Genomic DNA, 21,228 nt, shown 5'->3' with positions numbered 1-21,228 from the left:
AGTTTTAAAGATAAATATAAAATTAAAATAAGCCCTCTGATTACGCTGTCAAACTGTATTATTATAAACAGATGATTATCCGGGAATTTTACTGAATTTAAATTGCTAATTAAAGATATTCCTGATTAAATTAACGTCTAATGAAACAGAAGGATTAAATTGAGGCTTATCCATATAAGTCTTCAAGCTATACATTAATTGTCTTGCTTCAAGCCGGTTTTCCATATCTGCAAGTAAATCGATACCTGAAACCAACAGCGATCCATTTCCAATTTTACACTCGAAAATTAAACCTAAAGGACGCGCGGTATACCAATCATCAATAATGCGCACAATAGGCTTAAGGTCTTTGGAAATATGGTCGAGCCTTATAGCATTACAATGAAGCATCGCATCCTGCCACTGCCAATTGCTATGGTATTGTGTAGGAAACTCAGAGAAAGCCGGGTGTTTGGGATTGCATAATATTCCTAAAGTATGCGGAGGCTGATTATTTGACCAATAAAGATTCCAGAATATGGGAGAAAAACCTACCATCACATTACCGCCATCTTCATTTTTAACAGCACCCTTCCTGACAGTTAGCAAAACCTTACCGCCGCTATTTAAGGTTTGCAAAGCCTTTTCATCTAAAACCTGGGTTACTAAAATATCTTTCCCCACTTCTTTATGCTGCGCAGGATACACAAATATCTCCCATGAATTCTGATAACCGGCTACATTAATTTCCAGAGATAATTTTTCGGGCCGGCTAATTGCAGACAGCGATTGTTTGATAGTACCAAGCACAATATTATTACCAATCGCCACATCAGTTGTATTCAGGCTACCCTGAAAAAGCACCCGGCCTGCCTGATTTTTAACTTTCCATTTTGGTGTAACAGATTTTAGAGATGAGCGCCCGAAGTTGGCAATCTCTACCATTCCATCCAGCGGCTCATCATTCCTGTAAATCAATTTTTTACTTCTGAACAAAGGCACTACGGCATTACAGAAGCTGCTATACTCTGCTGCCGTCACATATCTTTTGCTATTCCAGAAAGGATCTAAAACACCCACCAGCGCTGTTCCCTGCCCTGGAAAATCGTGGAGATCCAATAATTGAAAGCCGCCAAAATCATATGTTCTTAGCGCTGCTTCAATTTCATTTTTGTAGCACAGGACCTGGAGCTTTCCTGATGCCAGAAAAAAACTATCTGCCAGCGTCTCAAGGTTATTTTCTTTTAGGCGGTCATAAAATATATCGAAATTTTTAGGCTTAAGTACTCCATCGTATTTTTTGATCTCTTTAAAATCGGGATACACACACCATTGGCCTATTTCGTGGCTGATAGTAGGTTGTGGCCATTTGCTAACTATTGATGACCAGTCATAATCTGTTCTTGGCGTGCCATTATTGAAGATGCTGTTGAAGCCCGTGCCCCAGGTTCCCATCCTGGGATCATAAGCGCTATTATAATCACTCTCAGGAATAAGAGGCCAGCCGGAACCGGATGTATATAGCCTGCGGCGGTCTTTTTGTTTCCAATAATTTACAAATCCGGTGAGGAATTCCTTTGATTTTACGCCCGCCGGCTCATTGCCATAAGCCATCATACAAAAAGACGGATGATTGCCGAATGCAGCAACAATGCGCTCACTTTCATCGTAGATAAATTTATCAATAGGTTTGCCATCTCCAATAGCTGCCCATGCCGAACTCTCTACAGCCAGATAGAAACCTTCCTCGTCGGCAGCATCAAAGGCCGCCTCCGGCGGGCACCAGGAGTGGAACCTAAGATGATTAAGCCCGTAAGACCTGCATATTTTATAAATCCGCGCCCAGGCTGCCTTGTCAGTAGGAGGGAACCCTGTTTTCGGAAAGATGGCACATTCTAAAGTTCCTCTCATGAAAACGGGTCTGTCATTGATGCGAAACTGCCGGCCTTTGGTTTCAAACTTGCGCATTCCAAAAGTCACCTCTTTTGCATCAATAGCTTTCTGGTTTTTTAATGAGATTTTCATTGTATAAAGATCAGGAGCAAACTCATCCCACAAAGCGGGGTCAGGTCCCATGCTGTAAACAAGCGTTACCTGCGTAGTATCTTTACCAGGCCTGATAGTCTTGGTTAATGCGGGCAAAGATTTCATTTTCGCATTCCTGCTTTGCGCTGCCATAGTCAGCGTGAACTGATCATTATTACCCGAAGTATTATTTATGCTGACTTCTGCTACCACAACTTTCTTATCGACATCCGGATAAAGTTGAACAGATGAGATATAGGTTTCGGGACGGGCTGTCAATTCTAATTTTCCTATTATACCGTTCCAGTTCGTTTGTGTGTGATCACTTACGCTGTGAGCATCTCTTCCGGGATTAATATCTTTAATACGGTTGTCAACCCTCACCACAATGCTATGTTTGCCCGGAGTTAATAATTCACTCAATGAATAAAAGTGCGGAGCGCCAAGTGCATTTTGCATACCAGCCGGTTTTCCGTCTATCCATAACATAGTTTCCCAATGGCATCTTTCTAAAAACATTTCAATATGTTTACCCGACCAGTCCTCAGGTACAGTTATTTCTTTTTGATACCATGCCGGTCCTACATACACCTTATCAGGCTGTAACCAGAAAGGCACTTTTATATTTCCCGGCTGTCTGTACCGGGCATAGCTGTCGTCTTTCCAATATGCACCGCCCTGTCGTGTGTCACCCGTCCAATCTGTGTTCAATGTTATATCATTTCCTTTACCATTTGTAGTCATAGAACCAGGTAAGCGAACCTTATCACTAAATTTTTTATTATACCATTTTTCTTTTATACCCTGATCCAAAGAGTCTGTAGTAAACGACCAAGCACCTGAAAGATCGATACGTTTAGGCTGAATGTTCTGCGCATAGCTAAACGTGCTGCAAAAGATAAGCATCCAAGCCAGGATTCCGGTTAATTTTTTTTTAATCATTAATCTAATGTTAGGTTATTATTTGTGCAATTTGTCAGGAATTCTGATACATTCCTTTTATAAAATATTTGTCAATTCGTTATGATTCGTGAAAGTAAAATTCACAAATTGCGCCCATTAATTAAATAGTTGATTTTATGATAACCATGGATTATATTATGCTATGCGTTTATCCTACTTTTTTATTTCCTTCCTTTGTTCCATAGTCATTCGGCGTGCGGGACAGTAACGTAAGCAGGTTTATTTACCGCCCTTGTACTAACCATTTTGCATACATAAGATGAGTGTGAATACGACACACTGTTCAATAGGAGAATGTGGCAAACAGTTCCTGTCTTACTCATAATGAAAGATTGAGTTAGTGAATCGTAAAAGGTCAGATTACCCATTAATAATTTTGAGAAGTTTTACGACAATGCCTCTCTCATCGTTTTTTTAATAATCGCTCTTGCGATGTTTGTTAAGAGAAACATCATTGCTCTTCAGGCAATGAATTATTATAAAAAGCTCATGTTATAAAAGGAACTATTCAAACAAAAAGTCACGCTTGTTGCCAAATTCAAACCTAAAACGCGTTTTAATCAGTTTAATACGTACGCCAAAAAACATTCATTCATGGACTCATTCAGCAACATTAAAAAAAAAGACGGATTCAAAGGACAAATGGCTGTTGTCTTACCAAAGCAGGTATTAAAGATCTATCAAAAAAGTCAGCTGCTATCGAATCTATATATTACTGATATAGGCTTTTATCCTAAAGCAGAATTTCATTACAGGGAGCGGAAAAGCGGCTGTATCCAGCACATTTTAATTTATTGTACAGGCGGAAAAGGATGGGCGATCATTGGTAACAAAAAAGTTTTTATAAAAGAAGGCGAATACCTGGTAATACCTAAGAATTTAAAACATGCATACGGTGCGGACGAGCAATTTCCCTGGTCTATTTACTGGGCACATTTTAATGGAAATACTTCTGATGACTATATTGAATTATTATTAAAAAAATGTTCAGATTATGTAGGAAGCACCTCCTATAGCGAAAATCGCATGGCATTATTTAATGACATTTACCGCACGCTCGAATCCGGGTATAGCATAGAACATTTATATTACATTAATATTCTCTTTGCCAGTTACCTGGGAGGTTTTTGCTTTTTACAGTTCCTGAATCCCCCTCACAAAAAGGAAAAGGATAAAATTGATACAGCAATTGAATACATGCAGCAAAATATAATGGCAGTAGTAAGCGTAAAAGCACTGGCCTCATTAATACATTTGTCAGCTTCACACTTCTCTGTAATATTTAAAAGTAAAACAGGCTATCCCCCTTTAGAGTACTTTAATCATTTAAAAATACAAAGGGCATGTCAGTACCTGGAGTTTACAGATATATCTGTAAAAGAACTTACTCATGCATTAGGATTGGAAGATCCTTTTTACTTTTCCAGGTTGTTTAAAAAGTATATGGGGGAATCTCCTATACAGTTCAGGAAACGCAAACGATTTAACTAATACCTATATGTTACGATATATTATCTCCTAAATGCAAATGCTGATTTTGGGAAAAGGTTTTTCTGCCTGCGTACCCGGGATTTTGCGTTTCCGGGCTTCATTAATTCAATCATAATACCTTACCTGTCAGTACATCTAATGAATTAAAGTACGTTTACTTTTTATTCAAAGGAATGCTTTCTGCTTTAAGGGTATCAGAATAAGAAACCCAAAAAGTATCAATTGCGTTTTTGACCGGCAAATAGGCGGACTGAACCAGAATGTTTTCTCCTTCTTTCCAGTTTGGAATGACGATACGGGTGGAATCGGGATGAGCAAATACAGTGTTCATCGAATTTCCCGTGGTTTTATAAGTAAATTTTGTAGAAACATTAATCGTATCTAATGGCAGCGACAAATTAATTATTAAATTTTCTGAGCCATCAAATCCGCCGGCTTCTGCCTGCCTGTTACGCAATGTACTTTGATATAAAGGACCAAAAACCTTAACGGCTGTTAAAACCTGACCAACAGACCTGTTTCCTAAATGATCAAAAGTATAAAGGGTGAAATCCTGAACATACTCACGTAACCCCGGAACAATTGCTTTTATAGTATCTGAGGTGGTCTCTCCGTTCGCGTGTACAATTAATGAATCCCGGTTACTGTTATAGTAAATAACATAACGCACAATTGAGCGATCCGAGCTGGGGTTCCAGGCAAGCTGAACACGCAGATCACCGGGATCAGCATACAGGTTGGTTACCTTTCCGGGATAAATGATTTCATTGCCATTTAAATATTTATCATAATTGTATCCCTCTTTTTCGCACCCGGACAATAAAATGAAAATTATTAAAAGAGTAAATATTCTGTTTGTCATTTTTTTGGTTTTAAGTTAGTGATGCCAGTTCCTTTTAACGAATCCTTTGATCACCGAAAAATTTTATATCACTAATTCCGGCAAAGTTGGTATTGCCCCATGTTGATTCAACTGAAACCCGTATAAATTTAACAGGAGGCGCTTCACTTGGTATTAAAAAATCAACCCCAGCATTTAAAAATGCAATATCCGCTGCAGTTACCGTGGATGTGCTGGCAATATTGCCTGAAGGCGGGTCCGGATAACGGAAATTACCAAGATTGACCCAGTCTCCAATAACGGTACCTTCGGGCTGACCCAACGTAAGCCTCACATCGGCAGGACGATCTTTATCCGATCCCCAGATAGAAAACTCTTTTGCATTCATTGACCCCCAGGCAGCGGCAGGTCGTTCCCATAATGTAAACCTGCTTAACTTGGATTTGAGCCCTAAGCCAAATGAACAGTAATAAGGATATGCGGCATCCGGACCGGCAAGAATGGCAGTATGCCATAGATCTTCACCAATCAGGCCATTGTAAATATGCTCTACCGAGTAGTTTCCCGTGTAAGGAGGTTTATCAGTCGGCAACGTATAAGCAAAATACTTACTCTTATCGAGCGCTATTTCATAAAGCGGCTCTATTTCTTCATATAAAGTATCCGATACGTTCCCAAATTCGTCTATTATATAGGCACCCATCTTTTTGGGTAATGTATCAAACCCTCTAGTACTATAGCTTATTTTTTCAAAGTCGCTGTAGTTTTGCTCTCTTATTACATATCGTCCGTAATCAGGATCGTCATAAAGCATCACTACGCCAATTTTCTTTCTTAATGGATTTGCAGCAGAAGCCGTAATTCCTGAAAAGTCGGGGTTTAACGTCAGCGTTTGTCTTACCAATTGATAGGGTGGCGTATCGGGATGCACCTTAACTGTTACCGGTTCAGAAGCGATTCCAGCTCTGGATACAGCTTTCAGCTCAATGCTATATTCTTTCGCTTCTGCGAATCCTTCTACAATGGTAGTATCGCTGTAATAACTTGACTTACTTTGCCGTTTTATTCCTTTCGCTTCATTGATAATATAATCGGCCTGTACATATAGTAAATTAGATGCCTGTGGAAGCGAATAGGTGATGATAGCTGCACCGTTTAAATTTTTCACTTTTACATTGCTTATAGGATCTGGTTTAGTGAGGTCTTTTGAAACCACCGGATTTTCCTGCCCGACTTTGGTACAGGAGAAAAAAAGTAAATTCAATACACTATATAAAAATAAAATGATTCTGTACTTCATATTAATCAGTTTTATAAGTTACCAAAGCGGGTTTTGGACGTTCTTTTTATTGTAGAGCATTGCGGCATCAGATAGTGGCCACAAATATTCCCTGGTGGTAAAAGACGGGATGATTTGTGTTACCTGCCGATAAAAGGATTGCGGTGTATTCTGCCTGATGCTCCAGCCCTGCAACGGGGTTGACAAAAGCTCTGCCATTTCTCTCCATCTTCTTAAATCCCACCCCGCCTGTCCTTCAAAACACAATTCTATTCTCCTTTCACGGTGTATAGCTTTTCTTAATCCATCTTTTGTACTTATTGCTGATGGGTTTTTTGCATAATTATTCCAAGACTCAACAATTCCTTTAAGCCCTGCTCTTGTTCTTACTTTATCTATGTATTCGTACACCTGTGCTGTAGGTCCTCCTGTTTCATTTAAGCACTCTGCATATAACAGAAACAAGCCCGATAGCCGTATACGGGGCAACCTGTATGGTTCTTCGCTGTAGGGATTATCCCTGATATAAGAGCTAAGATAATGTACCATCTTTTTGGGCCAAATGGCAGTAATGTTTGTCCGGTTGATATCCATTGGCCCGGCAATGCTTCCCTGGCCCTGGGCTTTCACACTCAGCATTGCATCCTGATTGGTAACTCCTCCGCCAAACCAATATCCCCCATCAAACCCAATGCTGGCGTAATAGCGGGGTTCCCTCCTGAAATTGGATTTTATTGTAGGATAATTAGGCACAACATAAAAGGAATGGGAGGGATCGCTGGTTTGCAGGTTATATCTTCCGGCATAATCCCAGGTCTTATCTTCTTCAATAGGCACCCCATTTGCAGAATAAAACATTTCGGTAGTTGATATGGGAACCGCAAAAGCACCAGGAGCCCCTTTTGAGTTCTCAGACCCTGAATTTTCAACATATAACCTTGGCAAACATTGTCCCTGGTAGGGGAATGTCTGGTTTAATGCCCATATGAGCTCGGGATTAATATCCCATTTTTCTGTAACAGCATTTTGAATCGTTAATAGCCTCTTTAAAGAATCGGAGATATTAGGAATGACGGCATTGGGAACAAATTCATATAATTTTTTATCCAAAAGCGCTGCCTCATCAATTGCAATTTTACAGGCTTCGGCAGCTCTTTGCCATTTTTGGGGATCTGCGGTAATGGAAAAAAGCTGAGTTCCATCGTGATCCTTAAAATCACTATAATCCGGGTTCCCATTAAATAACGGGCTCGCTGCCGTAGCCAGCACTTCGGCTTTAACAGCCAGCCCAACCAACTTGGTAATTCTTCCCATTTCCTGTACCGGGTTTAATATTCTCTGCGGTAAATCAGCAATTGATTCATCCAGCAACTGAACTACGTAACTAAATACCGAATCAACAGGTTCTCTTCTTACCTGCAGGGTCTCTGATGGCGCATCAATGGGAAAATTGGTTTTATACAAGGGTATCGGCCCATACAATCTTGCTATATAATAGGTATAATAGGCCTTCAGAAACTTTACCTCTGCTATCCAGCGAGCCTTCTCATTTTGAGTCAAATCGACCGGCCTGTCAATATTTTCTAACATAATATTACATCTTCGTATAGCTAAAAAAAGATTAACGCCGCCGTTGCTGCCACCCCAATTGTCCCAGAAGTTTAATATGGGATTGGAAAGATTCTGAACATTGCCTCTTATAAGCTGAAAGCGGGTGGCGATGCCGCCAATCTCCGGCGGACAAATAATTTCACCGGAGGTGATAAAGCCCGGATCATTCCCCGGTCCCAATTGCTGCAAAGCAGAGTAGCAGGTAAACAGATAATTTTCCGCTTCGTTACGGTTTCTAAAGGCATAGTCGAGCGTGCCTACATTGGGTGGAGTAACATCAAGAAATTTTTTGCAGGAGATCACTCCTGTTACCATAAAAAATAAAAGAATGAATATCTGGCCTTGTAAATAATTATTTTTAAACATATGCTAAGCTTTGATATGGTTTAATGAAATCTTATAATCCTAAATTGATACCCAGGTTATATTGCCGCTGTAACGGATAGTTAAATGCGTTTCCGCCTAACTCAACATCCCACAATTTGAAGCCGGTAAAATTGACAAGGTTGGTACCACTGATATAAATACGGCATTTAGACAGATGTATTTTTTGTAACAACCCTGCAGGCATTGAGTACCCGACCTCTGCCATTTTTAAACGCAGGTAACTCCCATCCCTTATCCACCAGGTGCTTTGCTGCAGATTATTTTCTATGAGTGCAGCATTTGTTGCCATCCTGGGATACAATGCGTAGCTATTTTGATTATTAACAGACCAGTGATCATCAGCAAAGGCCTGAAGCAGCGAAGTTTGACCCGAAATGCCTCCCCCTGGCACAATAAAAGGGCTAACATCCCGGGGGCTTATAAAAAATGAAGTTCTTGCAGAGCCCTGAAATCTTGAACTCAGGTCGAACCCCTTATAACTAAGACTAAAACCAAAGCCATACGCGATTTGCGGCGTAAGAGGAAAGCCAATAGGCGCCTGGTCTGCAACGGTAATTTTTCCGTCATGATTTAAATCCCTGTATTTTATGTCTCCGCCCAGTACCGAGCCGCTACCAAATTTCTGTTCGGGCGAGGATGCGGCTTCCTTATCGTCTATAAAAAGCCGCTCTGCAATATAGCCAAACGGCTGGCCCAGTATCGTTCCGTTTTTATATCTGTAAGATTCTAAATAATTAGGTTCTTCATAAGTGGTATACCTTCCTTGCGAAAAGGTAAAGTTAGACATGAACTGAGCTAGCAGGCCATTTGAAAAAGATTGGGTATAATTTCCTGTCAAATCTAATCCCGATGACCGGGCAGCGCCGAGATTCGCTACAATATCTGCTTCGAGGCCTGTTGATTGCGGTACAATACGCGTGAGCAGGATATTTTTTTTCTTCATCGTCCAATACTCTGCGATAAAATCGAATTTCCGGGCGAAAGTCATATCTAACCTGTAATTCAATCCGGTTGCACGCTCCCAGGTTATATCAGGATTGGGATAATTATTAATCGCTACCCCAGGCTTAGAGTAACCATTGTTGGTTCCAAAAACTGCTGAAGCTCCGCCCTGAAGGTTAACATTGGACAGGTAAAAAAAACGCTGAGAGCCTATATTATCATTTCCTGACGATCCAAAAGTGGCACTCAACTTCAGCGAGCTTATGATTTCCGATAAATTATCGGTCCAGAAGCGCTCCCTAGAAACAAGCCAGGCCGCGCCAAACGTAGGGAAATATCCGAAACGGTTTTCTTTTGCAAATCTTTCAGTTCCGTTATACCCAAAACCATGCTCCAGAATATATTTGTTGCGATACGTATAATTTACTTTGCCGGCAAAATTTAAATTCCTGTAAGGCAATGCGTAAGGCAGGCTGGGCTGTCCCGTACTGGGATCTCTGCCGTTTGCATTCAGCGTTTGCATGCGAATACCTACCAGGTCAGCATCAATTTTATGGTCTCCAAAGATTCGGGAATAATTAAGACTGCCTTGAAAATGAACGCGGGCAGACGCCTCTTTATTGCCGGGATAGTAAGTAAGATATTCGGTAGCCTGGCCGGGAGCCGAATTCAGCCACGTGAGCGAATAAGAATTTGTTTCTTTGTCATAGCCAGCCGGTAACAATACTGTATAATAAAAAGGATTGTAAGCCATCTGATAATCAAAATAGGAATACCGGTTTGCGTTAAAAAAGCCGCTAAAAGACAATCCTTTGGTGATAAAATCAAGTTTCTGGTTCAATTGTAAAGTAGCCTGCATTGTAGACGTCGAAAAAGTTTTAAATCCCCTTAGCATTTGTGCATAGGGATTAGAATATTGTAACCCTCCGCCTGCATCATTAGACCCGTTCCCGAATAAAATATGCTTTTGAAGCTTATTGGCCTCATCTGGATCGTATACAGGGGCAAATAGTACAGGGCTTGTATGGGTGGCCTGTGCATACAGATCGGTTGCGAAACTTGCATTATTGGTAATAGGTCCGCTATACTCATTAAAATTCGCCCAAAGATCGAGCGAAAGTATAGTGCTCTTAGTCAGATTCACATCTGTATTGCCTCTCAATTGATAGGTTTTAAAACTCACATTGTTATTAAATTCGTTGAGAGGACTCTTTTTTAAATTTCCATTATCAACATTATAGGTTCCTGAAACAAAGTACCGGGCATTACTTCCGCCGCCGCTTACGCTGGCTGTACCTTTAAAATTATTTGTCCTCTTTTTGAACATCAGATCCAACCAATCCACAGCAGGATAAATAAAAGCATTGCTACCGGGTGCCCCGTCCAAGGTTCGCTGAGTATTGTAGATCTTATCCGCGGTAAAAAAATCAGGCTTAAAAGGAGGCCGGGCATGTTCGGCTTCATTATACACATTCATGTAGGTGATCGGATCGGTCAGTTTAATCATCTGAGTGGCTTCAGATACTACATTATCAATCCTTAAATCAACCCGCGCCTTTCCTTCCTTCCCCCTTTTAGTTGTTACCAGTATGATACCGTTGGCGCCTCTTGCCCCATATAAGGCAGTGGAACTGGCATCCTTCAATATGGAAAAGCTGGCAATATCGTCTACCTGTAAGCGGGCTAAATCATCCATAGACAATTCTATATTGTCGATTAAAATAATGGGGTTTTGTCTGTATCCAAAAGAAGTAGCGCCTCTGACAAAAAAATTTGAATTATCCAATCCCGGCTGCCCGCTCTGCTGAAAACCTATTATACCCGCCACCTGTCCCACTAAAGCATTTGTTAAATTACTGGCAGGCGTAACCAGCTTACCCGGTTCAATAGTAGATACAGACCCAACAACAGCTTCTTTCATTTGTTTCTTTCCAAAAGCAGTTACTACAATCTGCTCCATTTGGCTTCGGGATACCATAAGCTTTATCAGTAATTCTTTCGTTTGTGAAGTAGTTTCAATTACCTGTGATTCATAACCAATCATCGAAATGGTAATTGGAGTTCCTTCTTCGAGATCTATCACAAATTTTCCATTTGCATCGGTAGTGGTTGTTCTGCCAGGAGTGGCAATAGTTACACCAATCAGGCTATTATTAAGTGAGTCTACTACATTTCCCGTTACCGTTATAATGTGTTTATTTTTTTGAGCGCATAAACAGTTTGAGGGATCAGCAATACCAAATAGAAACAACAGTAAAAGCAGCAAAATCTGTCTTTTTAACATGGCAAAACAATTTTTAAATTGTGGTTTAAAATTTTCCACAAGAACGGATTTTTATCAAAAAAAGTAAATGGATAAACCTATGTTTCGTATGGACGATTCATCGAATTAGCAGGTTCTTTATACCATTACATACAAAAACGCGTTGAAGAGAAAATAACTGTACCCTTATTATAAATGTGTGCGACCATATCACAAATTGATTAACTTTAAACTGATCTTATATCTTGCGAATATGAACTATAAAAAAGATGGGTTCAATGGCCAGCGGGCGATTGTATTACCCAAGTCCGTCATTCATAAATTTTGTTTGCCTAATCAAATCATAAACAGGTTTTATTTCACAGATATCGGGCACTATCCAAAAGCAATGTTTCATTTTAGAAAAAGGCCACTCGGTTGTGCACAAAATATATTAATCTATTGCATAGCCGGCTCCGGAGAAGTAACCATACAAACAAATAACTATACTATAGGGCCAGGAGATTATTTTATAATACCCAGCAATACACCTCATTATTATAAAAGTGATGAAAAAAATCCCTGGACTATTTATTGGTGTCATTTTAAGGGCGAACAGGCTGACGCCCTGGCTCAGGCCATCGTTAATAAATATGCTTCTCACAAATCTAAGGTTGGATTTGTAGAAGAACGGATAGACATTTTTAATACGCTATATGCCAGCCTGGAAAAAGGTTACAGTCAGGATAATCTGGTGTTTGTCAATGTGCTGTTTTTCCAGTTCGTGTCTAGCTTTCTCTTTAGTGATAGATTATATTCCAGCTTAAAAGATGATACAGATGAGTTTTTTGAAAAAACAATTATTCATATGAGAAATCATATTGGAGAGAACCTTACTTTATCAGATTTTGCCACACATGTGAATTACTCTGCCAGTCATTTTAGCTACAGATTCAGAAATAAAACCGGATTTTCACCGATCGAATATTTTAACCAATTAAAAATACAGAAGGCTTGTCAATATTTACAGTTCACCAATTTACGCATCAATGAAATTGCATCTAAATTAGGAATGGCAGACCCTTTTTATTTTACAAGGCTTTTTAGAAAGACCATGGGATTTTCTCCAAAGTATTATCGCCAATCGCTCACCTTCGCTAAATAAATGTTCGCTGTTAAATAGCTTCATATGGTATATGCATAAAGAATACCGTAATAAATATATTTGAATGTAAAGATTGCCTTAAGCGAATTACTCTTATTAACGTGTAAGCGACGGTATAAGCTGGCAATGTTGTTTAGCGCCAAGATGTGCTGCATCGTTTTCCAAAACCCATTGGAAAGCCTTTTCTGCCAGTACGTAATGACTTAAACCTAAATTGCCTAACCCCTGCAGGTAGGAACAATGTACTTTATTTCGGAGATTTAAATCATCATCAAAGGTTAAAAGGTCCGGTAAAGAAACAGCGAAATAATCAATCTTTATTTCGTCATTAAAATGAGCGGCTCCATATTGGATTAATTTATCAAACATTCTATCCGCCTTATCTGAATCTCCCAATTTTCTCCAGGCCATTGCCTGGTAGAAAAATTTATCAGGCTGCTGATCGTTATAATAAATAGCTGCAGACAATTCACCCAAACCTGAACTTGCTTTTATGAATGCTTCTTTAGCGTTTTCCTCCTCCCCTTTTCCTGCATACGCAACCCCAAGCCAATAATAAACATCGTTTTCCTGCATACCGTATAATTTCCCCTCGCCCAAATTATGAGGATAAGAATCTTTCTTAGCCATATTTAATAATCCAATAGCTACATCATAGTTCTTTTGTTCAATTTCCTTTCTGGCAGATTGCACTAACGCATATAAATACTGACCGGTTACTTTTCCCTCGCCGCCTTCCCATGGATGAAATTGCCTGGACGCTATCAACTGTAGTACTTTTGCGTGATCACCTTTAAAATTATACAAGGACAATTTCTCTAAATAAATATCATCTCTTTCAGTTACCACATCAGCGTTTTCTTCCAGGAAAGACAACCTTCTTGCAACCGGGTAATTCATTCTTTTGTACAATTGATCAAGCTCCATAAGCACGCGAGCATCTGTATTATCTAAAGAGTATGCTTTCTCGTAATAAGCCAATGCTTTGTCTCTGTCATTTTTTTTATTGAAATAAGCAATACCCAGATTACGATAAACCGTTGCAAAATCCGCTCCCCTGCTTTCAGAAAGCTCCCAATATTTAATCGCATCATCATACTGACGCTTATCATAAAACAAATTACCAAGATAGTATGGTGCTTTATAGTCAGCAGCGTTATTTTCAATAGCAAATTGTAAAACACCTATATCCTGCAATCTGTCGGGAAAACAAAGATAAGCGTCTGCCGAAGCCGCGTGTTGTAAGCAACCCAACACTTCTTTTTTATTAAACAAATGATTATGGAAGTATGCCAGGTAATAATACAGCATCGGGTATTTACTATTTTCCAATGCAAGATTTATTAATGAAACAGCTTCCTTAAACAACCCCGCATCTGAATAGTCCAATGCATACTCGATAAAATTTCTCGGGTCATTGCGAGCCAGTTTTTTTAGTTGACTGATATGTATATCAGCAACATCTTTATCTAGTAAACTTGATTCATACCATAGACCTAAATTGAACTTATCGCGTTGCAAGCCCGTATGGCAAGTGAGTTTAGCATCATTCAATAAACTCAACTTTCTTGCTGCGGCAGTTTTCAATACATAAGCTTTACTGCTGTTTGCATTGTTGTCAATTGCATAAGTTGAGTGTTCCAGAGCTAATGCGTAATTACCACGAAGCATATCAATTTGAGCCAGGGACAAATAACCAATATCTTTCCAGGCAGAACTCCATACTGCTTTATAAAAAGCATTATAAGCTTCATCAATGCTGCCCTGGTATTTCAAACTTAATCCCAGGTTATAATAAGGTTCGTTATCATAAGGGTTCGGATTTCGCTGTGTAAGGGTTTTGATGGCAGTGCGAAAATAAGGTTCGCTTTTTGCAAACTTTCCACGACGCAGATACCACAATCCCAAAGCATTATTATTTCGCATATCTGTTGTATCTCTTTTCAATGCTTCTTCATAATATGGAACAGGGTTATATGTAGCATGCCGATATTGTTCTAAATGCTGGCCCGTCAAAAATAGTTGCTCACAGGAATTGATTTCTTCGGGCTGTAACGCAGGCTGCGCAGGTTGCGGAATATCGTTCTGCTTATTCAGGGAAGGCTCATATTTTAATAATTCCTGTCCGGTCTTTGAGCTGATAACAATTTTGACTTTGCCTTCATCATATGGCTCATCAAGATCTAACTCTTTTTTAAAAACGTTTTCGGGACAAACAGTTGCAGTTTCGTCGAATACCCTTTCATTATTAATGAATACAGCTATTTGAAGTTCTTTTTGCTCAGATGTTACATATACATTCAGTAATAACTTTCGGGCTTCATTTTTTACAGAAACCAATACATCCTTTGTCGCATTTTTTACTACGCCCAGCTCTCGATAAGGCATAAAATATTGCGTAAAAACCTTGGTTTCATAAGGATGTAACCACGTAAAATCAGGTTGATTATCGGTATAAACGCCCGTCATCAATTCAATGTATGGGCCGTCTTCATCTGTAAGGTTCCGGTCCCAGGCCTGTCCGAAATCACTATGCCCCCAGGTCCATTGTTTCTTGCCTGGTGACACATGATGGTTGGCCACATGTAATAAACCTGCCTGTGTATCATGTTCATAACCTCCTACAAAATCGTAATCAGAATTGATTGCCATGTACGAAGTCGGAACAGGAATATTTTTGTACATGGAGATGTCCGTTCCCGGCGCATAATTAACCTTATAATAGGTTCCAGTTGCTATGGGAAAGGCAGACACGTCCCGCTTTCCGTGATCGAGCACAGCATTTACATCCGAAGGAAAAACGGATTGGTAATCATCATTCACTTTAACGGCGGGGTTTGCCCACCATAAAAACGTTTGTGGCAACGGGGAGCGGTTGTACAGCTTTGCTTTAATTTCAATATATGCAGTATCCGGATATAATGTAAAAGCAACAGTTGATTTGGTATGAAACATCTTTTCTACTTCATTTATCCATACGGTTTTACTACCGTCAACGTTTTCTTCCAGCATAAAGTCAACAGGTTCAAATGTGCTTGGACGATGATGCTGGGGCCAGTTAAACTCAATTCCTCCTGATATCCATGGACCGGTTAAACCAACCAGCGCAGGTTTAATTACCTGGTTATAATAAATGAAATGGCGCTCTTTTATTTTGTCATAAGCCATTTGAATGCGGCCGCCGAGCTCAGGCAGGATCATCACTTTAAGAAATTTATTCTCTAAGTATAAACCTATGTATTCTTTGTCAGTTTTCTCATCATAAATTTTTTCAATCACGGGATTTGGGTACACCACTCCACTGCTACCCTGATAAACACGCTTTTCAAAAAACATAGGGTTTTTATCAGGCTTACCCGTTTCGTATGTCGGTATCTTGACTTTTTCCTCCCAAACCCTTACAGACTGATTCATATATCGTTCTTTAATTTTATTTAATGCCCAACCAGATTTTCTTCTAATTCTTCCAGCGACTTACCTTTGGTCTCTTTTACTTTTAATAATACAAACATAAAACCCAAAGCACATATAGACGCATAGATATAAAATGTATGATCTTTAAATTTTTCAAACAAAGGAGGAAATGAAAAGACTAGCAGAAAATAGGCGCCCCATAAAAAAATAGTTGCAATAGAAATAGCTGCGCTCCTGATTTTTGTAGGGAAAATTTCGGCAATCAATACCCAGGTCACCGGGGCCAGCGACATTGCATAAGTACCAATTGCAGCCATCATAAACCATGAAACCGACGAAGAATTGGTTCCTAATAGTTTTACGATAATAATGTATAAAATTGTTAATCCTCCTGCACCAATAAGCATTAATGGCTTGCGTCCTGCTTTATCCACCAGCAACATAGCAAGAATAGTGAATACCAGGTTAATACCGCCTATAAAAACCGTTTGAATTAACTGGTCGTCCTGCGATGCGCCGATGCTTGCAAAAATCTTTGGCGCATAATTAAAAATAACATTGCTGCCGCACCATTGCTGAAATACAGCTAACCCTATACCAATAAGCGTTACAGGCAGAAATGTTTTAGAAAACACTTCTCCATAGTTTACTTTTATTATACCACTTAAGGATTTCTTTATTTTGTTTATGGATTCGTTCGCATAAGCCTCATTGCCAATTTTTCTCAAAATATTTTCGGCTTGGTCATCCCGTTTTTCTTTCAACAGCCATCGCGGGCTTTCAGGCAAAAAACACGCACCGAGTAAAAATAATCCTGAAGGAATTACACCCAAACCAAACATCCATCGCCATGCATCTTCGCCTATATCTCTTAAAGCATAGTTTACTAAATTGGTAATTAAAATTCCTATAACCACCGTTAGCTGGTTAATTGCCACCATCCTTCCGCGCATATGTGCAGGTGATATTTCAGCAATGTACATAGGAGATAACATAGAGGCCATACCTACTCCCACACCTGATATAAACCTTGCAGTGATGAAAATATTTCTTGTTGGCGAAAACGCCATTAGTATAGAAGAAACAGCAAAGACAGCGGCTGCTGATAGTAAGCCTGGGCGACGGCCATATTTATCCGCAATTCTTCCGGCAAATAAACAACCGAGCATTGCTCCAAGTGCCAAACTGCCGGTTGCAAACCCTTCCCAATAAGCATCTAACATAAATTTCTTTTGCAGAAAAGGTAATGCCCCTGCAATAACGGCAAAATCAAAGCCGAAGAGGTACCCGCCCAAAGCAGAAATAAAAGAGATGCCAAGAATGTATCTATTATCAAATTTCATATTTTATTTTTTCACACCCAACGGAATTAAAATTTTAAAAATCTATCTTATAACTCTATTAAAACTACTTTTATTTTTTGAAGGATCGCAATCACTAATAACAAACTGCTACAAGTGAGCCATGCAATTACCCTCATTAACTTTTGCGTTAATATTGAAATAATTTCTTTCATGCCAAAGTTGGCATCTAACGAATTATTAAAAAATAGAGAAAGTGATGATAAAGCTGGATTAAATAATTTATTATCAATTCTGTTTATAGTTAAAATGGCCCCAATCAGCATAGCGCTTATATAAAATACAAGTAGTTATTATCGTTATTTAGTCCAGTTATACCGTAACAACGTCTATTGTGTCAGATCATTCTCTTCTTTATTTTTGAAAACAAATCTGCCTCAGGCCTCTGGCCCGAACCAGGTTTGTGTGCGTCTTGCCTTTAATGCAGAAAGAGCTTACCACTCCTTCTCTTCTCTTTTCTTTAATCGAACCAGACAATAAAAAATGACAACTATGTATAAGCAGGCAATCAAGCTCAATATTGTTTTTCTACTGGTAACAGTAGCCGCTTTTGGGCAAAAATCGAAAACCGGGTCCGGAAATGACCTGATGGGGAATCGTTTCCTAACCCTCAATACCGTAATCCGGGTAAACCAGATAGAAGTTTCCAGGACACGGAATGTAGGAGAAGATGAACGGGCGCTTCACACACCTGAACGAGTAGCCGCATATAGAAATGCTGTAACGGAAGGTTTTCCTGGAGGAAAAATGACCTGGTCTTTCAGTTGGCTTGCCTTAAACGATACCAGCGCTGATTACCGGGCTATAAGAAAGCTTGTTGTTGATTATCACTACAAATATGGAGACGATGTTACATTTATACCCGGTGCTTACTTTGCTAATGCATATAATACCACCGATCAGGTGAACAGGGATATTCATGATGCCTTGCAGATCATAACAAAAATGGTTGGGAATGGTTACCGGCCCAAGAGTATTGTAGCCGGATTTTTGTCATCGAAGAACCAGCAATACCTGGCTGAAAAAGAAGGTATACATGTATGCCAGGGAAATATCTGGAGCCAGTTCAATATTGATAACCAGGATGGGGATGGTTCGGTTGCTTATCCATTTTATCCTTCCAAAGAGCACTTTTGTAAACCGGCACAAAATAAGTCAGATTTTATTGACTGTGTAAACCTGGATGGCTGGTCGATTGACTTTCTTGCCGGCAGAAGGGCTGGTTTTGCAGAAGGGTTTAACAGCCGTATGGGAGTAGGACCGATAGAAACCATCGGTAAGCATGGAAAGGAAAAGGGATTAAGAGAAATGATGCATACCACTGCCATTCATTTTGATGAGGGGTTTAAGCTCAATGGTTTTGGATGGGTAACTAACTGCTGGGAACTTTGCCTGCCTTACGATGTGGCCTATTTGAAAGATTGGTTGGCTGCTATACGGAAGCGTTGGCCCGATACCAGGTTAATAACACAGGGTGAATTCGGCTTAATCTGGAGAAAACATTATAAAAGCAATAGTTTCAATTACCGGTTTGTAGAGAAAGGCTCAGGCATAGGAGGTTCGGATGCAGATAAGGAAATTAAATGGTTCATGAATAAAGATTTTCGTTTAGCGCTATTGAAAGATCTGGCGGGGCAAACTCCCGAAAAGGTAATCGACTTTACAAATTACAAAACTCCCGCAGCAGAACCTACGGAAATGACGCGCCGATGGAGTCTTTTAGGATTGATCAATCAAAAGCAAACAAGACCACAGGATCGTCCGGTCCCGATTGATTCGCTATCTGCAGAAGCACGAAACCTGATAAGCAAGCAATACAAAGACCTGATTAAATAATCTTACAGTTTTTCATCGGCCGCTTATACTTAAAAATCGGATACAGATATCCGAAGCGCTTATTTATTAGAACATTCTTAGAGAAATCTATTCACTTTTTATCATACAAAAGATCCCATGACGTTTAGAATATTTAATTACAAAATAATATCTGTAAAAAGTATCTTCTTATTACTAGGAATATTCCCGGTTCAGTTAAAACTAACCGGTCAAATCATCAATTTTGATAAAGGTGGCAGACAACTGGTTAAGTTTGATTTGTTAGGTAATGCAGTCGATGCACACGACGGAGAGATTGCTAAATTTAATGGCGTTTATTATCTTTATGGTACAAGTTATAACTGCGGTTACGAGTGGGGAAATAAAGATGCCCCGTTCTGCGGATTTAAAGTTTATACTTCTACTAACCTAAAAGATTGGAAAGACAATGGGTTTCTGTTCGATGCTCAAACAGCAATATGGCAAAGAAGGTGTAATGGCAAAACCTATGGTTGTTATCGTCCTCATGTTATTTACAATAAGAAAACCAAATTGTATGTACTTTGGATTAATGTATACGACAATATAGTAGGTTACCGCGTGTTTACATCACCTACGCCGGCCGGGCCATTTTCAGAAGTGGCAGAACCTAAATTGGCTGTTAACGCTAACATGCCGGTTGCTGGTCTCAACAATGGCGATCATGATACCTTTATCGATGATGATGGAACAGCTTACCTGGCTTATACCGACTGGCGTGCCAATGGCGTTATCATGATTGAACAATTAAGTGATGATTATTTAACCGGCACAGGAAAACATGTAAAATCAGTTACTGCAGAAAAAACAGAAGCACCATGTCTGTTCAAAAGAAATAATTTATACTATGTCGTATATTCTGATCCTAACTGTGGATACTGTTCCGGAACAGGCAGTTCTTACAAAACCTCCGAATCTCCATTAGGTCCCTGGTCTGATCCGGTAAGTATCAGTAACAATTCTTGTGGTGGCCAGCCTTCTTTTGTATCCAAACTTAAGGTGGACGGAGAAATCATTTATCTCTATGGTAGTGACCTGTGGAATAACGCAGCGAAGAATGAAGCCTTAGCGAATTACTACTGGGCGCCTTTGGAATTTACTGAAACCGGTGCAATCAAACCATTGGCCTGTGCAGAGACTTACCTGATGAAGAAGAAAACTCAGTCAGCAGCATCATCTAAAAACAAAACAGGGGCTGATGGTTTCAGCATAAAAGATGATATAAAAGATGATAGCCATTATGCACAGTCATTTACCATAAGACGATCGGGCAAATTAAATCATATTTCAATTACGTTGTTTAAAAACAATCATCCGGATAGTGATCTTATGTTGGAATTGTATAACACAGATAAAAATGGATTACCAACAGGTAATGTTGTTTTTAGTAAATACCTGAAACCCGAGCAACTCGGATGGTCTCCCCGCAAGATAGTTATCCATCCTGAGATTCAGGTTGTAAAAGGTAAAGTATACTCGTTGGTATTACGTACAAATACTACCACCGGCAATTACGGCTTCGTTATGAAAGAAACAAGCACTCCCGGAGAAACGCTCGCGTGGCGAGGCGGAAAGGCACAACAATTCACTTTGCTACCCCAAAAAACTATCCAATTGGAGACTAACGTAATTTCTATAAAGTAGTAACGGTTGCCCAAAAACGACTCAACGACC

General features: G+C 39.6%; 11 protein-coding genes. 4 read left to right on the top strand and 7 right to left on the bottom strand.

All coding sequences use genetic code 11. The annotated features are described in order from the left end of the window. Positions 1-105 precede the first annotated feature (105 nt). Positions 106-2,946 (bottom strand): sugar-binding domain-containing protein, encoded by a 2,841-nt coding sequence (locus ACYVBM_RS20505; RefSeq protein ID WP_460687570.1) that lies wholly within the window; start codon positions 2,944-2,946, stop codon positions 106-108. Positions 2,947-3,561: 615 nt separating this feature from the next. Between ACYVBM_RS20505 and ACYVBM_RS20500 the strand changes: the two genes are divergently transcribed. Then, entirely contained in the window at positions 3,562-4,458 is an 897-nt protein-coding gene (locus ACYVBM_RS20500) for an AraC family transcriptional regulator (RefSeq protein ID WP_460687569.1), read from the top strand. Positions 4,459-4,612: 154 nt separating this feature from the next. Here ACYVBM_RS20500 and ACYVBM_RS20495 read toward each other — a convergent pair whose 3' ends face one another. Genes ACYVBM_RS20495 through ACYVBM_RS20480 form a run of 4 tightly spaced genes read right to left on the bottom strand, consistent with a single transcriptional unit; the run spans position 4,613 to position 11,802 of the window. After that, complete coding sequence (locus ACYVBM_RS20495; protein WP_460687568.1) at positions 4,613-5,320, bottom strand: DUF4998 domain-containing protein; 708 nt, start codon at positions 5,318-5,320, stop codon at positions 4,613-4,615. Positions 5,321-5,354: 34 nt separating this feature from the next. Continuing rightward, the gene (locus ACYVBM_RS20490) at positions 5,355-6,599 is read right to left on the bottom strand and encodes a DUF4959 domain-containing protein (protein ID WP_460687567.1); all 1,245 of its coding nucleotides are present in this window, start codon (positions 6,597-6,599) and stop codon (positions 5,355-5,357) included. Positions 6,600-6,617: 18 nt separating this feature from the next. Beyond that, positions 6,618-8,555 (bottom strand): RagB/SusD family nutrient uptake outer membrane protein, encoded by a 1,938-nt coding sequence (locus ACYVBM_RS20485; RefSeq protein ID WP_460687566.1) that lies wholly within the window; start codon positions 8,553-8,555, stop codon positions 6,618-6,620. 31 nt (positions 8,556-8,586) lie between these two features. Beyond that, entirely contained in the window at positions 8,587-11,802 is a 3,216-nt protein-coding gene (locus ACYVBM_RS20480) for a SusC/RagA family TonB-linked outer membrane protein (RefSeq protein ID WP_460687565.1), read from the bottom strand. Between the two features lie 232 nt (positions 11,803-12,034). Here ACYVBM_RS20480 and ACYVBM_RS20475 point away from each other — a divergent pair, with 232 nt between their 5' ends. Continuing rightward, complete coding sequence (locus ACYVBM_RS20475; protein ID WP_460687564.1) at positions 12,035-12,925, top strand: AraC family transcriptional regulator; 891 nt, start codon at positions 12,035-12,037, stop codon at positions 12,923-12,925. A gap of 96 nt (positions 12,926-13,021) precedes the next feature. On the opposite strand, the gene ACYVBM_RS20470 is transcribed toward ACYVBM_RS20475, so the two are convergent. Beyond that, the gene (locus ACYVBM_RS20470) at positions 13,022-16,339 is read right to left on the bottom strand and encodes a tetratricopeptide repeat protein (RefSeq protein ID WP_460687563.1); all 3,318 of its coding nucleotides are present in this window, start codon (positions 16,337-16,339) and stop codon (positions 13,022-13,024) included. A gap of 20 nt (positions 16,340-16,359) precedes the next feature. Next, positions 16,360-17,682 carry a sugar porter family MFS transporter gene (locus ACYVBM_RS20465; RefSeq protein WP_460687562.1) on the bottom strand — a complete coding sequence of 441 codons (1,323 nt, stop codon included), beginning with the start codon at positions 17,680-17,682 and terminating at the stop codon, positions 16,360-16,362. Positions 17,683-18,192: 510 nt separating this feature from the next. On the opposite strand from ACYVBM_RS20465, the gene ACYVBM_RS20460 reads away from it, so the two are divergent. Both ACYVBM_RS20460 and ACYVBM_RS20455 read left to right on the top strand, forming a co-directional pair. Beyond that, positions 18,193-19,536 carry a DUF3863 domain-containing protein gene (locus ACYVBM_RS20460; protein WP_460687561.1) on the top strand — a complete coding sequence of 448 codons (1,344 nt, stop codon included), beginning with the start codon at positions 18,193-18,195 and terminating at the stop codon, positions 19,534-19,536. A 117-nt stretch (positions 19,537-19,653) separates the two neighbouring features. Further along, entirely contained in the window at positions 19,654-21,198 is a 1,545-nt protein-coding gene (locus ACYVBM_RS20455; RefSeq protein WP_460687560.1) for a family 43 glycosylhydrolase, read from the top strand. The last annotated feature ends 30 nt before the right edge of the window (positions 21,199-21,228 follow it).

The sequence above is a fragment of the Niabella aquatica genome, from assembly GCF_054779315.1.
Note: the sequence above shows the minus strand (reverse complement) of the source record. Positions and strands in the feature narration are given on the sequence as shown.